Origin of the sequence: Planotetraspora mira, assembly GCF_016863275.1 — a bacterium.
Lineage (GTDB): Bacteria > Actinomycetota > Actinomycetes > Streptosporangiales > Streptosporangiaceae > Planotetraspora > Planotetraspora mira.
The window spans coordinates 57,060-70,008 of record NZ_BOOO01000020.1 but is presented as its reverse complement, the minus strand read 5'-3'; the positions used below and the strand labels follow the sequence as shown (position 1 = coordinate 70,008).

At 67.7% G+C, this 12,949-nt stretch carries 12 protein-coding genes; 11 read left to right on the top strand and 1 reads right to left on the bottom strand.

Features of this window, described 5'->3' with window-relative positions; all coding sequences use genetic code 11:
* Positions 1-174 precede the first annotated feature (174 nt).
* From Pmi06nite_RS19895 to Pmi06nite_RS19855, 9 genes are all read left to right on the top strand, one after another.
* Complete coding sequence (locus Pmi06nite_RS19895; protein ID WP_203954561.1) at positions 175-1,392, top strand: class I SAM-dependent methyltransferase; 1,218 nt, start codon at positions 175-177, stop codon at positions 1,390-1,392.
* Positions 1,341-2,165 carry a sugar phosphate nucleotidyltransferase gene (locus Pmi06nite_RS19890; RefSeq protein ID WP_373317316.1) on the top strand — a complete coding sequence of 275 codons (825 nt, stop codon included), beginning with the start codon at positions 1,341-1,343 and terminating at the stop codon, positions 2,163-2,165. Before Pmi06nite_RS19895 ends, Pmi06nite_RS19890 begins: the two co-directional genes overlap by 52 nt.
* A complete protein-coding gene (locus Pmi06nite_RS19885) occupies positions 2,162-2,812 on the top strand; it encodes a PIG-L deacetylase family protein (protein ID WP_203954559.1) in 651 nt (216 codons plus the stop codon). The genes Pmi06nite_RS19890 and Pmi06nite_RS19885 overlap by 4 nt, the downstream gene beginning before the upstream one ends.
* Entirely contained in the window at positions 2,813-3,832 is a 1,020-nt protein-coding gene (locus Pmi06nite_RS19880; RefSeq protein WP_203954558.1) for an NAD-dependent epimerase/dehydratase family protein, read from the top strand.
* Positions 3,829-5,085, top strand: coding sequence for a DUF4910 domain-containing protein (locus Pmi06nite_RS19875; protein WP_203954557.1), 1,257 nt, complete (start codon positions 3,829-3,831; stop codon positions 5,083-5,085). Before Pmi06nite_RS19880 ends, Pmi06nite_RS19875 begins: the two co-directional genes overlap by 4 nt.
* A 5-nt stretch (positions 5,086-5,090) precedes the next feature.
* Entirely contained in the window at positions 5,091-6,095 is a 1,005-nt protein-coding gene (locus Pmi06nite_RS19870) for a hypothetical protein (RefSeq protein ID WP_203954556.1), read from the top strand.
* Between the two features lie 14 nt (positions 6,096-6,109).
* Positions 6,110-7,642, top strand: coding sequence for an oligosaccharide flippase family protein (locus Pmi06nite_RS19865; protein ID WP_203954555.1), 1,533 nt, complete (start codon positions 6,110-6,112; stop codon positions 7,640-7,642).
* 27 nt (positions 7,643-7,669) lie between these two features.
* Positions 7,670-8,560, top strand: a complete 891-nt coding sequence (locus tag Pmi06nite_RS19860; protein ID WP_203954554.1) for a glycosyltransferase family 2 protein — start codon at positions 7,670-7,672, stop codon at positions 8,558-8,560.
* Between the two features lie 300 nt (positions 8,561-8,860).
* The gene (locus tag Pmi06nite_RS19855) at positions 8,861-9,754 is read left to right on the top strand and encodes a hypothetical protein (protein ID WP_203954553.1); all 894 of its coding nucleotides are present in this window, start codon (positions 8,861-8,863) and stop codon (positions 9,752-9,754) included.
* 18 nt (positions 9,755-9,772) lie between these two features.
* On the opposite strand, the gene Pmi06nite_RS19850 is transcribed toward Pmi06nite_RS19855, so the two are convergent.
* The gene (locus Pmi06nite_RS19850; RefSeq protein WP_203954552.1) at positions 9,773-10,645 is read right to left on the bottom strand and encodes a DUF6492 family protein; all 873 of its coding nucleotides are present in this window, start codon (positions 10,643-10,645) and stop codon (positions 9,773-9,775) included.
* 191 nt (positions 10,646-10,836) lie between these two features.
* Here Pmi06nite_RS19850 and Pmi06nite_RS19845 point away from each other — a divergent pair, with 191 nt between their 5' ends.
* Both Pmi06nite_RS19845 and Pmi06nite_RS19840 read left to right on the top strand, forming a co-directional pair.
* Positions 10,837-11,577, top strand: coding sequence for a GumC domain-containing protein (locus Pmi06nite_RS19845; protein ID WP_203954551.1), 741 nt, complete (start codon positions 10,837-10,839; stop codon positions 11,575-11,577).
* A 5-nt stretch (positions 11,578-11,582) separates the two neighbouring features.
* Positions 11,583-12,938: an O-antigen ligase family protein gene (locus Pmi06nite_RS19840; protein ID WP_203954550.1), complete on the top strand. Its 1,356-nt coding sequence runs from the start codon at positions 11,583-11,585 to the stop codon at positions 12,936-12,938.
* Positions 12,939-12,949: the final 11 nt, after the last annotated feature.

The window sequence follows — 12,949 nt, the reverse complement described above, 5'->3', positions numbered from 1 at the left end:
GAAGCATGCCACGTGATCAGCAACTTGTTACGCTTGCGAGGATGGTCCAGAAATGCGGTTGGTGGTGTTCAATTCTGGGCGGGGGGAATGTCGCATCGTCCGCGTCAACCAATCCAGCCCCAGCCGCGTCTTGGAATGCGGCAAGTAACTTGGACCTCCGAATCGGGGAGCTTGATGACGCAGTGCCGACTGTGCGGTTCGACGGACCTCGCCGGTGTCGTCGATCTCGGAGCCACGCCACCTTGTGAGCGCTTCCTCACCGCTGACCAGCTCGAAGAGCCAGAGATCACCTACCCTCTGCACTTACAGGTCTGCACGAGTTGCTGGCTCGCGCAGATCCCGCCGCTGATCACTCCTGAGGACACGTTCACGGAGTACGCCTACTTCTCGTCGTACTCGACGTCGTGGGTGGAGCACGCGAGGACGTTCGTGGCCGACGCGGTCGAGCGGCTGCGGCCCTCGTTCGTCGTGGAGGTCGCGAGCAACGACGGGTACCTCCTGCAGCACGTGGTCGAGCGGGGAATCCGCTGCCTGGGCATCGAGCCCTCGGCCAACGTCGGCCAGGCCGCCGTGGACAAGGGCGTGCCGACCCGCACCGACTTCCTCTCCCCCGAGACGGGCGCCTCCGTGAGGGCCGAGCACGGGCCCGCGGACCTGGTGGTGGCCAACAACGTCTACGCGCACATCCCCGACGTCATCGGGTTCACCCAGGGCCTGCGGAACCTGGTCGCCGACGACGGCTGGGTGTCGATCGAGGTCCAGCACCTGCTCACGCTCATCGAGCTGAACCAGTACGACACGATCTACCACGAGCACTTCCAGTACTACACCGTCGCCTCGGCGCAGCGCGCGCTGGCGAGCGGGGGACTGGCCCTGGTGGACGTCGAACTGGTGCCCACGCACGGCGGCTCGATCCGGCTCTGGGCCCAGCCCGCCGAGGTCGCGGGGGAGCCCGGCCCGCGTGTCATCGACGTGCTCGACCGCGAGAAGGCCGCGGGTCTCCACGAGCTGTCGGGTTACACCGAGTTCGCCGAGCGGGTGGCGGGCGTCCGGCGCGACCTGCTCAGGTTCCTGGTCGACGCGGCCGCCGAAGGCAAGACCGTGGTCGGGTACGGCGCTCCGGGGAAGGGCAACACGCTGCTCAACCACTGCGGCGTACGGCCCGACCTGCTCGCCTACACCGTGGATCGCAACCCCTACAAGCACGGCAGGTTCACCCCCGGGATGCGCATCCCGATCCTGCCGCCGGAACAGATCGGCGCGGACCGGCCCGACTACGTCCTCGTTCTCCCGTGGAACCTGCGCGACGAGCTCGTGGACCAACTGTCCTACATCCGTGAATGGGGAGGCCGGTTGGTCTTTCCGATCCCCACCCTGGAGATTGTCTCGTGAAAGTTGTCCTCTTTTGCGGGGGCTATGGCATGCGGATGCGGGAGGGCACTCCAGGTGACGTCCCCAAGCCCATGGCCCTGGTCGGCCCCCGGCCGCTGATCTGGCACGTGATGAGGTACTACGCCCACTTCGGGCACACCGACTTCATCCTCTGCCTCGGGTACGGCGCACACCACATCAAGGACTTCTTCCTGAACTACGAGGAGACGACGTCCAACGACTTCGTGCTGCGCAACGGCGAGGTCGAGCTGCTGTCGACCGACATCTCCGAGTGGTCCATCTCGTTCGTGAACACCGGCATCAACTCGCCCATCGGAGAACGGCTGCGCCGCGTGCGCGACCACCTCGACGGTGACGAGATGTTCCTGGCCAACTACGCCGACGTCCTCACCGACGCTCCGCTGCCGGAGATCATCGAGCGTTTCGAGAAGAGCGACGCCGGCGCCTCCATGATGGTCGTGCCGCCCACCGAGAGCTTCCACTGCGTCGAGCTCGGCGAGGCCGGCATGGTCGACGGGATCACGCCGGTCAGCGACATGCCGTTATGGGTCAACGGCGGTTACTTCGTGCTCAGGCAGGAAGTCTTCGACCACATCCCGGAGAACGGCGACCTCGTCGTCGACGGCTGCGGTGAGCTGGCCAAGCGCGGCCGGATGCTGGCCTACCCGTACCGGGGCTACTGGCGTCCGACCGACACGGTCAAGGAGCGCGTGGCGCTGGACGAGGCCTACTCGCGCGGCGAACGCCCCTGGGTGTTGTGGGAGCAGGCGTGATAGGTCTGCGCCCCGCGGCCGGTGTCACGCGGATCGCGGCCCTCGCCGCGCACTGCGACGATCTGGCGATCGGAGCGGGCGGCAGTCTGCTGACCGTCTGCTCCGCGCGCCCCGGCGTCCAGGTGGACGCCCTGGTGCTCTCCGGGGGCGGCACCGAGCGTGAGGACGAGGAGCGCGCGGCGCTCGCGGCCTTCTGCCCCGGTGCCGACCTGCGCGTCACCGTGCTCAAGATGCCTGACGGACGCTTGCCCGCGTACTGGGACGAGGCGAAGGCGGCGGTCGAGGAGTTGCGCGCGCGGACGGAGCCCGACCTGCTGTTCGCCCCCTTCCGCGGCGACGCCCACCAGGACCACCGCGGGCTCGCGAAGATGGTGCCGACGGCGTTCCGCGACCATCTCGCTCTGGGGTACGAGATCGTCAAATGGGACGGCGACCTCGCGGCGCCTTCGGTCTACCAGCCGCTCACCCCCGAGATCGCCGAGGCCAAGGTTTCGCTGCTGCAGCAGCACTACTCTTCGCAGCGGCACCGCCCCTGGTACGACCGCGAAGCCTTTCTCGGGCTGGCGCGCATCCGGGGAATCGAATGTCATGAGCGTTACGCCGAGGCGTTCCACGTGAACAAGCTCACTCTGGATCTGGAGAACTGAATGCGGGTATTGCTGACCGGGCACCAGGGCTACCTGGGCAGCGTCATGGCCCCTGTGCTCGCGGCGGCGGGCCACGACCTGGTCGGTCTCGACTCGGGCATGTTCGCCACCTGCCTGCTGGGGCCCGCCCCCGCGGATCCCGAGACGATCGCCGTGGACCTGCGCGACGTGGGTCCGGAGCATCTCGCCGGGTTCGACGCCGTCGTGCACCTCGCGGCGCTGTCCAACGACCCGCTCGGGGCTCTGGCTCCGGAGCTGACCTACGACATCAACCACCACGCCTCCACGCGTCTCGCGCGTCTCGCGAAGGACGCCGGGGTCAAGCGGTTCCTGTACGCGTCGACCTGCTCGGTGTACGGCGCCTCCGGCGGGGACGACCTGCTGACCGAGGACGCCCCGCTCCGGCCGGTCACGCCGTACGCCGAGTCCAAGGTGCGGGTCGAGGACGACCTGGTCGCCCTGGCCGATGAGGACTTCACACCGGTCTTCCTGCGCAACGCGACCGCCTTCGGGTTCTCGCCGCGGCTGCGCGCCGACATCGTGCTGAACAACCTCGTGGGTCACGCGTTCCTGACCGGCGAGGTGCGGGTGCTGTCCGACGGCACGCCGTGGCGGCCCCTGGTGCACGCCGAGGACATCGCGACCGCCTTCGTCGAGGCCCTGGCCGCTCCGCGGGAGGTCGTCCACGCACGGGCGTTCAACGTCGGCACCGAGCAGAACAACCTCACGGTCGCCGAGATCGCGGCCGAGGTGATCGAGGCGGTCCCGGGCTCGGAGCTGGTGATCACCGGTGAGGCGGGGGCCGACCCCCGGTCGTACCGGGTGGACTTCAGCAGGATCAGGGCGGCGATGCCGGCCTACGAGGCCCGCTGGACGGTCAAGGCGGGCGCGGTCGAACTGATCGACGCCTACCGCCGGTTCGAGCTGACGGCGGACGCGTTCCGCGACCGTTTCACCCGGCTCGCGTGGCTGTCCCACCGCCGGGAGGCCGGCTCCATCGACACCACGCTGCGCCCATGACTCCGGACGAGATGCACGCCTTGGTCGAGCGTCTCTATCCGCTGTGCCGGAGCATCACCGGCGACGGCGTACGGGGCACGCTCGACATCGTCGGCGAGTCGATCCCGCTTGAGGTGACGGAGGTCCCCACCGGGACCGAAGTGCTCGACTGGACCATTCCCCGGGAGTGGAACATCCGTGACGCCTACATCAAGGACGCCACGGGCAGGCGGGTCGTCGACTTCGCGGAGTCCAACCTCCATGTGCTCGGCTACAGCACCCCGATCTCGGCCACGATGTCGTTGGCGGAGCTGCGGCCGCATCTGCACACGCTGCCCGACCAGCCCGACCTGACTCCTTACCGGACCAGCTACTACTCCGAGACGTGGGGCTTCTGCCTGCCGGAGAACACGCTGAGGGCACTGCCCGAGGGGCAGTACGAGGTGAGGATCGACTCGACCCTGGCCCCCGGCCACCTCACGTACGGCGAGCACGTGATCCCCGGGCAGGTCACGGACGAGGTGCTGATCTCCTGTCACGTGTGCCACCCCTCGCTGGCCAACGACAACCTCGCCGGGATCGCGGTGGCGACCGCACTCGCCCAGCGCATCGAGAACCCCTGGTACACCTACCGGTTCTTGTTCGCGCCCGGCACGATCGGCGCGGTCACCTGGCTCGCGCTCAACCGGGAGCGGGTCGGCCGCGTCAAGCACGGCGTCGTGCTGGCCTGCGCGGGTGACCGCGGCGCGCTCACCTACAAGCGGAGCAGGCGGGGGGACGCCGAGATCGACCGCGTCTTCCAGTACGTGCTCTCCGGGCGTGAGCACACCATCGTGGACTTCACGCCGTACGGCTACGACGAGCGTCAGTACGGCTCGCCGGGGTTCAACCTCGGCGTGGGCTCGTTGACGAGGACTCCGTACGCGGGCTACCCCGAGTACCACACCTCGGCCGACAACCCGGACTTCGTCTCCCCGGAGGCGATGGCCGACACCCTTGAGACCTTGTGGGACGCGGTCGGGATCCTCGAGCGCAACCGCAAGTACCACAACACCAGCCCTTACGGAGAGCCCCAGCTGGGCAAGCGTGGCTTGTACGGCTCCTTGGGCGGGCGGAGTGACACACAACAAATCCAAATGGCCATGCTCTGGGTGTTGAACCTTTCAGACGGGTCACACAGCCTGTTGGACATCGCAGAACGATCCACACTCCCCTTCACTGTGGTGGCGGACGCGGCTCAGGCTCTACACAGCGCCGGCTTGGTGAAGGAATAGGTGAGATGACGCAGTCCGAAACAGTCACGCGGCCGCGATTAGGCTTACGCGTCGGCGACACGGTCGAGGTGCTCAGCGAGGACGAGATCCTCGCCACGCTCGACGAGAAGGGCGAACTGGACGGCCTGCCGTTCATGCCGGAGATGGCCAGGTTCTGCGGCCAGAGGCTGACGGTCCACAAGGTCGCCTTCAAACTCTGTGACACGATCTCCGGCACCGGCATGCGGCGGATGGACAACGCGGTCCACCTGACCGCCCGCTGCGACGGCGCCGCGCACGGCGGATGCCAGACCTCCTGCCTGATGTACTGGAAAGAGGAATGGATCAAGCGCGTCGACGACGCGACCCCCGCTCCCGCCTCCGGTGTCCCGTCGGGCCGGCTGCTCCCCCTCCTCGAGGTGAACTCCCGCAAGGAGCCCGCGGACGACGGCGAGGAGCGCTACTCCTGCCAGGCGACCGAGTTGCTCCGGGCCGCTCCGGTGCGCCTGCCGTTCCGGGACCTCGGGCAGTACGTCACGGACATACGCGTCGGCAACGCGGGCCCGTCCCTGACGTTCCGCACCATCTTCTTCGGCCTGTTCGCCCGCTTCCAGAAGTTCAGCAAGCGCGTGCTTCCGAAGGCGCTCTGGATCCGGAACGGGATGACGTGGGGTTTCGTCGCCCCCGGGCCGAACACGAAGACCCCGACCGGGTCCCTCGACCTGCAGCCGGGCGAGCTGGTCCGGATCAAGTCCAAGGAAGAGATCATCGCCACACTCGACGCCGACCGGTTGAACCGGGGCATGGGTTTCGAGGAGGAGATGGCCCGCTACTGCGGCCGTACCGCGCGGGTCCGTACACGTGTCGAACGCCTCCTGGACGAGAAGACCGGGCGGATGTTGCAGATGAAGAACCCTTGTATCGTTCTGGATGACATCGTCTGCTCCGGCGTGTACAAATCGAACTGCCCGCGCCAGTTCGTCCCATTCTGGCGGGAGATTTGGCTCGAACGGGTCACCGAGCCTAAGTAATCGGGAAGGCACGAATGGAACAGGAGCAGGGCGTCGGGAATCTCGTGCGACCTTCTGAGGTCGCCGAGAATGGGAATCCCGCCGAGAACGTGAGCCCTCCCAAGACCGGGGCCCGGGCCATCGGCCGGCAGGCCGGTCGGGGCTTCGGTTGGAGCCTGCTGGGGAACCTGGTGATGAAGGCAGGCTCCTTCGTCATGGGGTTGATCCTGGCGCGCCTGCTCTCGCCCTCCGACTTCGGCATCTACGCCGTCGCGCTCGCCGCGACGGCGTTCGTGATGGTGGTCAAGGACCTCGGCATCATGGCGGCGACCATCCAGTGGCGCGGTTCGCTCGATGAGATGGCTCCCACCGCCACCGTGCTCAACCTCGTGTCCGCCACCACCCTTTACGGGGTCTTCTGGGTGGGTGCGCCGTACTTCGCGGCCGCGGCCGGCAGCGCGGAGGCCGCACCGGTGGTGCGGCTGCTCACCGCCGTCATCCTCGTCGAGGCCGTGACCGCGGTGCGCAGCGCCGCGTTGTTGCGCAGGTTCCAGCAGGACAAGAGCAGCATCGCCATCCTCGCCGGGTTCGTGGTGAACGCGGCGGTCGCCATCACGCTCGCCGCCAACGGCGCGGGGCCGTACAGCTTCGCGTGGGGACAGGTCGCGGCGGCGGTGGTCACCGGCGTGATCGTGCTCCGGCTGGCCAAGCTTCCGTTCCGGTTCGGCCTGGACCGGGAGATCGCCAAGAAGCTGCTGCGCTTCGGCATCCCGTCGGCGGTCGGCATCGGCCTCGAGGCGGTGTTGCTGAACGTCGGCTACATCATCGTCGGCTACATCCTCGGTCCGGTCTGGCTCGGTTTCTACCTGCTGGCGTTCAACGTGTCGAGCTGGGTTCCCGGCCTGATCGGCACCGCCATCCGCACGGTCTCGATCGCCGGCTTCTCGCGCCTCGCCGAGGACAAGCCGGAGTCGCTGTCGAAGGGCGTGCAGCGGTCGGTCCCGCTGCTGTTCGCCGGGGTACTCCCGCTCGCCATCGTCATGGGCGTGCTCGCGCACCCGCTCATCATGTTCCTTTACGGCGCCAAATGGGACCAGGCTGCCGGTGTCCTGCGCTTCCTCGCCGTCCTGATGGTGGTGCGGATGCTGACCTCACTGGCTCTGGACATCCTCAACGGGCAGGGGGCGACCAAGGCCACCGTCTGGATGAACATCGGCTACGGCGCCGCGATGGTTCCCGCGGTGATCGTCGGCACGCATCTGGACGGGATCCGGGGCGCCGCGCTCGGGCAGGCCTCCGCGGCCCTGTTGGTCGCCCTTCCCCTCGCGATCCTGGGGGTGCACCGGGCGGGTGTGAAGCTGGCGCCGATCCCGCCCACGCTCATCCGTCCGGCGCTGGGCGGGATCGTCTCCTGCGCGGTGACGGCGCTGCTGTCCGCGGCGCTGGACGGCCACTACCTACTCGAGCTCGGCGTCGCGGGCGGTGCGGGCCTGGTGGTCTACGGACTGATCGTCGTCCCGCTCGGGTCGCTCAGGCACGTCGGCTCGCGGGTCGCCCGCTTCGTCTGATTCAAGCTGCCACTAGGGGAGAACGTGATGCGGACGACCGACATGTTGGTGTCCATCGGCCTTCCGGTCCGCAACGGCGCGGACACGATGAGGGATGCCGTCACGTCGGTGCTCGCGCAGGACCACGAGCGCCTGGAACTGGTGATCTCCGACAACGCCTCCACGGACCACACCGAGGAGTACTGCCGGGACCTCGCGCGCTCGGACAGCCGTGTCGTCTACCACCGTCATCCGCAGGACGTGGGCATCATCGCCAACTTCAGGCATGTCCAGACCCTCGCCAAGGGGGACTTCCTGCGCTGCATGGGCGACGACGACGTGCTCGAGCCCAGTTGCATCTCCAAGTCCCTGGAGGTCTTCGCGGACGACGAGCGCCTCATCCTGGTGACGTCGGGGATGAGCTACAACGAGCCCGACGGTTCCGTCATGACGCCTCCGACATACCGGGCGACCGGCCTGCTGTCCGACGACCCCGTCGACCGCCTCGCCGAGATACTGCGTGTGCTCACGGCGGAGCACCTGCTGCTCGATCCCCTGTACGCGCTGCTGCGCCGGGAACGGGTCGCGGCTCTTCCCCGTCCCGTCATGATCCGTGAGGACGAGGTATTCGCGATGATCCTCGCGCTGGCGGCTCCCTGGGGCCACGTTCCCGAGGTGTTGTCGAGTCGGAACCTGCGCCGCCGACGGCTACCGGACGTGGCCCATACCCTTGGAGTCCCCGGATGGACGGCGCACTTCGCGAACACACTGCAGTTCCGTGCCGTCCTCCAGCATCTGAACACCCTCGACCTCACGCCGGAACAGATCCGCCGGGCGCGCGCGGAGGTGGCCAAGACCTACCTTCGCCGCCAAGGGCAGACGCTGAGTCGCCGCAGTCGTAAGGTCGTCCGCCTGGCTACAGGTGGTGGCCGACGTTAGTGGTGTCGACACGGCGGATCCGAACTGCTTGCCCGCCGTACGGCCGGCTGGCGAAACGGATCGAGTTCATTTCGATGCGCCGGGCAAAGGATCCGTGCTGTACCAGGCGATCTCTTCTGAGGTGTAATGGACATGTCCAAACGAGGGAGTAACGATCAGTATGGCTCATACGATGCTTCCGTGTATGGTCGGGGCCGCCCGAGGCACTCCGTGCACTTGGGAAGGGCGGGGGTAGCAGTGGATTTCTGGAAGATCGTTTTTGGCCTGATCAAACGGAAATTCGTTGGGCCACCCATCATCTTGCTGGCCGTTTCCGCGGCCTCGGTCGCGTTCTTCCTGATGCCGGTCCACTACACCTCCGGCGTGTTGATGGTGCTGACCACGTCGACCAAGGGACCGACGCTGTCCCTCGACCCCGCACGTCCGGACGGGCTGAGCAATCCGCTGCTCACCTTCGGCGACGGGCTGAAGACCACCTCGGCGATCCTGATCCAGGCGATGAACGACCCGGACGTGAAGGCGGAGCTCGGCGCGCCGGAGAACAGCGCCACCCAGATCACCGTCGACGACGGCAGGACCAACCCGAGCCTGTTGGACACCACCGGTCCGTTCGTCTACATCGCGGTGGACGCCAGGACCGCCGCCGAGGCTTCGACGATCGTCGGGCGCGCCCAGCAGCGCGTCCGGGCCGAGCTGGACGCCCGGCAGAAGGAGCTCGGCGCTCCGAAGGGCACCTTCATCACGGCCGCGGACGTGTCGCCGGCGACGGTGCCGGAGCAGGTGCTGACCGGCAAGCTCCAGGCCGCCCTCGCGGCGTTCCTGCTCTGCGCGGCCGTCGGCTTCGGCGTGGCCTACGCCCGGGTCCGCTCGAAGCTCGCCAAGAGTCCCGCCGAGCCCTCGGCGGATTCCGACCAGGGGTTCTACTGGGCGGCGGGGGACACCGAGCGCCTGAGCCTGCCGCCGGGGGAGAGCCGGACGGCGGATTCCTACCGGCCGCTCCTCCAGGCCGGCCCCGGCACCATCGAGCAGCAGCAGGGGGACTACGAGCCGGCTCGCGGGTCGGCCGAGCTCAACGACGACGACACCCAGGTCGTGATCGTGCTGTCCGACATGTCGGGCGGGGACGCGGGCATCGGGGCCCGCTCGTCCATCAACGGAAAGGCCCGTGACAGGCGAGGCGAGGCTCGCGACTGAGCCTCGCCCCAAGGACGACTATCCCTGGCCGACCTGCTCGCACATCCGCGCGGTGGCAAGACGGACGTCACTCGGAGTCCCGGAGTGCGAGGAGATCATGATGCCCGTCTGGTCGGGCCTCAGTCGATCGGCGAAGTCGGCCATCGACTCAGGGGTCAACGGCGTCCTGTCGTAGTAGTTGAGGCAGGCCGGCGGGCTCTCCGGCGGCCGTCCCTCCTCCCCGAGGGCCTCGTCGGCGAACACCCCGTAGACGATGAACTCCGAGATGTGCAGCTGCGAGGTGAAGGCGTCCACCCAGTGCCGCCCGGTCACCTTGCTGATGCGCTCCTGCAGGGCCCGCACGACGACGGGGTCCCAGAAGATCATCGCCCCGACGTAGTCCGTCAAGGGGGGCGGCGGTCCCGGCGGCAGACCGAGGAGGTTCCTGGCGACCTGGTGCCAGAGCACGTGCCGCTCCATCTCCGGGCTGATCGCGTCCTTCTCCCGGAAGAGGCTGAGCCTGCCGTCGACGACGTACTTGGCCGCAGTGGTGGGGCGCACGAGGACCACGTCGGAGTCGGTCATGAGGACGGCGTCGGCGTCGACGACCGCCGCGGCGGCTATCTTCGCCGCCTGCTGCATGACCCACCCCCGGACGGGGGGCCAGGGCGCCGCCATGTTGCCCCACACGCCGCCCGGGAGTCGCACGTATCGGCGGGGCAGCAACTCGGGGTGCGTCCAGATGCGGCAGCGCGGGCCCTCGAACCGGGTGAAGTCGGATCGGTGCGCGGCCGGCACGATCACGTGGTGGACCGTGTCCTCGGACGTGTACTTCAGGACTGACTGGTGCAGGTCGGCGAAGAACTCGGCATCGGGCCGCCACGTCGGGGTGATGACAGCGAGCTCGGGCATGGGTGAAGGTCTCCACTTCCGGGACGTCGATGCCGGACAGGCTAGCGGTTCCGCATCATCGGGGACATGGTCATGCCAATTCCTCTAACATGACCCTAAAGGGAACGTAACGTGGTGCATTGGTTGTCCCGATGCTCCAAATAGGTGACATGCGGTTCGGGTCGCCTCCGTCTACTTGGGAGGGAATGCGCATGGACTTCTGGGGGGCGGTCCTGATCGTGCTCCGCAGGTGGTATGTGGTGGTGCCGACCTTCCTGATCTGCATCGGCGCGGCGATAGGCATGTACGCGTCGGTCCCGTTGACCTACGTGTCCTCGGCCGGGATCGTGCTCACCATCCCCAAGACGGGGAGCAGCCTTCCGCAGAACACGAAGCAGCCGAATCCGGTCACCAACCCGCTGCTGAACTTCGACGACGGTCTGAGCATGTCCGCCTCGATCCTCATCCAGGCCCTCAGCGCGCCGGAGGTCGGAACGGAACTCGGGGTGACCCCCGGGGGGAAGACCGGCTTCACGGTCAGCAACGGAAGCACCAACCCGGAGTGGATGATGAGCGGTCCCTTCGTCTTCATCGAGGCGGAGAGCGACACCGCGGAGGGCGCGGAGAGCATCGTCACCAAGCTGGTCGCGCGGGCCAAGGAGGAGATGGCCAAGAGACAGGCCGCCGTCGGCGCCCCGCAGCAGACCTACCTGAACGCCACCGTGGTGGTGCCGCCCACCACTGCGATCGCTGAAACGGGAAGCAAGAGCCGTGCTGCCGCCGCAGCAGCCGGAGTCGGTCTCATCCTCAGCTTCTTCGCCGCCTTCGGAATGGAGAGCTTCCTGCAGGCCCGCCGGGCCAAGCAGGCCAAGGCCGCAGTCGCCGAGTGGGGCGCGGTCAAGCCCGCGCCGGATCCCAACAGGCCGGGTGTCAGCCCCGTGCTGCACGGCTGAGCACGATGTCCCCGAGCCCCACCGTGCTGCGGCAGCGTGCCGACGGCGCGACACTGGTCAGCCTCTTCGCGCTGGCCCTGCTGGTGATCCCCGCGCGGTTGGTTCTGCGCGGGCTCCCGATGTCGCTCGCGCTGTCCGACGTGCTGAGCCTGATCATCGGAGTCGTCTGGTTCTTCAGCCACTTCACCAAGACGCTGGGGGCGGCCAAAGGCCGCAACATCGTCCGTACCGCGATCTTCGCCTACGCCATCGCGATGTTGGTGGTGTACGGCCACGGGGCCTACTCCTACCTGCCCTCCGACGAGCTCAACATCGCCGACCACGCCCTGGTGCTGATCATCGGGAACCTGGGGCTGGCGCTCGCCGTCTGTGACGGCGTCCGGAGCCGCGCACGACTGGACTTCGTCCTGAAGTCGATCTGCGTCGCCGGGGCGATCATCTCGTTCATCGGCGGCCTGCAGTTCCTGTTCGAGTTCGACCTGACCCACTACCTGGAACTCCCCATCCTGCGCGCCAACTCGGTCGAGGGCGTCGAGACGGTGATCGACCGGTCGTCGTTCCTGAGGGTCGCCTCGACCACGGGACATCCCATCGAGTTCGCCGTCATCACCGCGATGATCCTGCCCATCGCGGCGCACTACGGCTTCCACTCGCGCGATCGCGGCCTTCCGGCGAAACGCTGGTGGGTGTGCACCGCGCTGGTGGCGACGGGCCTGATCTTCTCCCTGTCGCGCTCGGGCGTCCTCGCGGCCACCGTCGTGGGGTTGGTCATGTTTCTGGGCTGGCCGGGCAAGCGACGGCTACAGGCGCTCGCCGCCGTGGGCGTCTTCGGGGTGGCGATCCAGATCTTCATCCCGGGGATGCTCTACACGTTCTACCAACTGTTCGCCGGGGTCGGTAACGACGAGAGCATCCAGTTCCGCGTCCACGACTATCCGAACGCGCTGAAGGAGTTTCTCAGCAGCCCGTGGTTCGGGCGTGGAGTCGGCACCTGGTACGCGCCGAAGCATCAGATCTTCGACAACCAGTACCTCCTGACGATGGTGGAGGCCGGGATCGTCGGACTGGCGGCGTTCGCGTTGATCATCTTCGTCGGTGTCGGTGCGGCGCTACGGGCTCGCTACCTGAGCGTCGATCCGGCCATCCGCGACCTCGGACTTGTCCTGGCCGCCTGCCTGCTGGTCCCCCTGGTCGGATCGCTGACGTTCGACATGATGGCCTTCCCGCAGGTCACCGGCTTGTTCTTCCTGCTTCTCGGGGCCGCGGGCGCCTTGTTGCGCATCGCGGAGGCCGAGCGGAAACAGAAGGCGGCAGGGGACGCCTCCGCTCCGCGGGAGCAGGTGCTCACCCCCACGCCCTGACTGTGAGGAAA

What these genes read in the sequence shown, in the direction of transcription:
- Pmi06nite_RS19895 (WP_203954561.1), top strand. Translation starts at nt 175, where the DNA reads ATGACGCAGTGCCGACTGTGCGGTTCGACGGACCTCGCCGGTGTCGTC.
- Pmi06nite_RS19890 (WP_373317316.1), top strand. Translation starts at nt 1,341, where the DNA reads ATGGGGAGGCCGGTTGGTCTTTCCGATCCCCACCCTGGAGATTGTCTC.
- Pmi06nite_RS19880 (WP_203954558.1), top strand. Translation starts at nt 2,813, where the DNA reads ATGCGGGTATTGCTGACCGGGCACCAGGGCTACCTGGGCAGCGTCATG.
- Pmi06nite_RS19875 (WP_203954557.1), top strand. Translation starts at nt 3,829, where the DNA reads ATGACTCCGGACGAGATGCACGCCTTGGTCGAGCGTCTCTATCCGCTG.
- Pmi06nite_RS19870 (WP_203954556.1), top strand. Translation starts at nt 5,091, where the DNA reads ATGACGCAGTCCGAAACAGTCACGCGGCCGCGATTAGGCTTACGCGTC.
- Pmi06nite_RS19865 (WP_203954555.1), top strand. Translation starts at nt 6,110, where the DNA reads ATGGAACAGGAGCAGGGCGTCGGGAATCTCGTGCGACCTTCTGAGGTC.
- Pmi06nite_RS19860 (WP_203954554.1), top strand. Translation starts at nt 7,670, where the DNA reads ATGCGGACGACCGACATGTTGGTGTCCATCGGCCTTCCGGTCCGCAAC.
- Pmi06nite_RS19850 (WP_203954552.1), bottom strand. Translation starts at nt 10,645, where the DNA reads ATGCCCGAGCTCGCTGTCATCACCCCGACGTGGCGGCCCGATGCCGAG.
- Pmi06nite_RS19845 (WP_203954551.1), top strand. Translation starts at nt 10,837, where the DNA reads ATGGACTTCTGGGGGGCGGTCCTGATCGTGCTCCGCAGGTGGTATGTG.
- Pmi06nite_RS19840 (WP_203954550.1), top strand. Translation starts at nt 11,583, where the DNA reads ATGTCCCCGAGCCCCACCGTGCTGCGGCAGCGTGCCGACGGCGCGACA.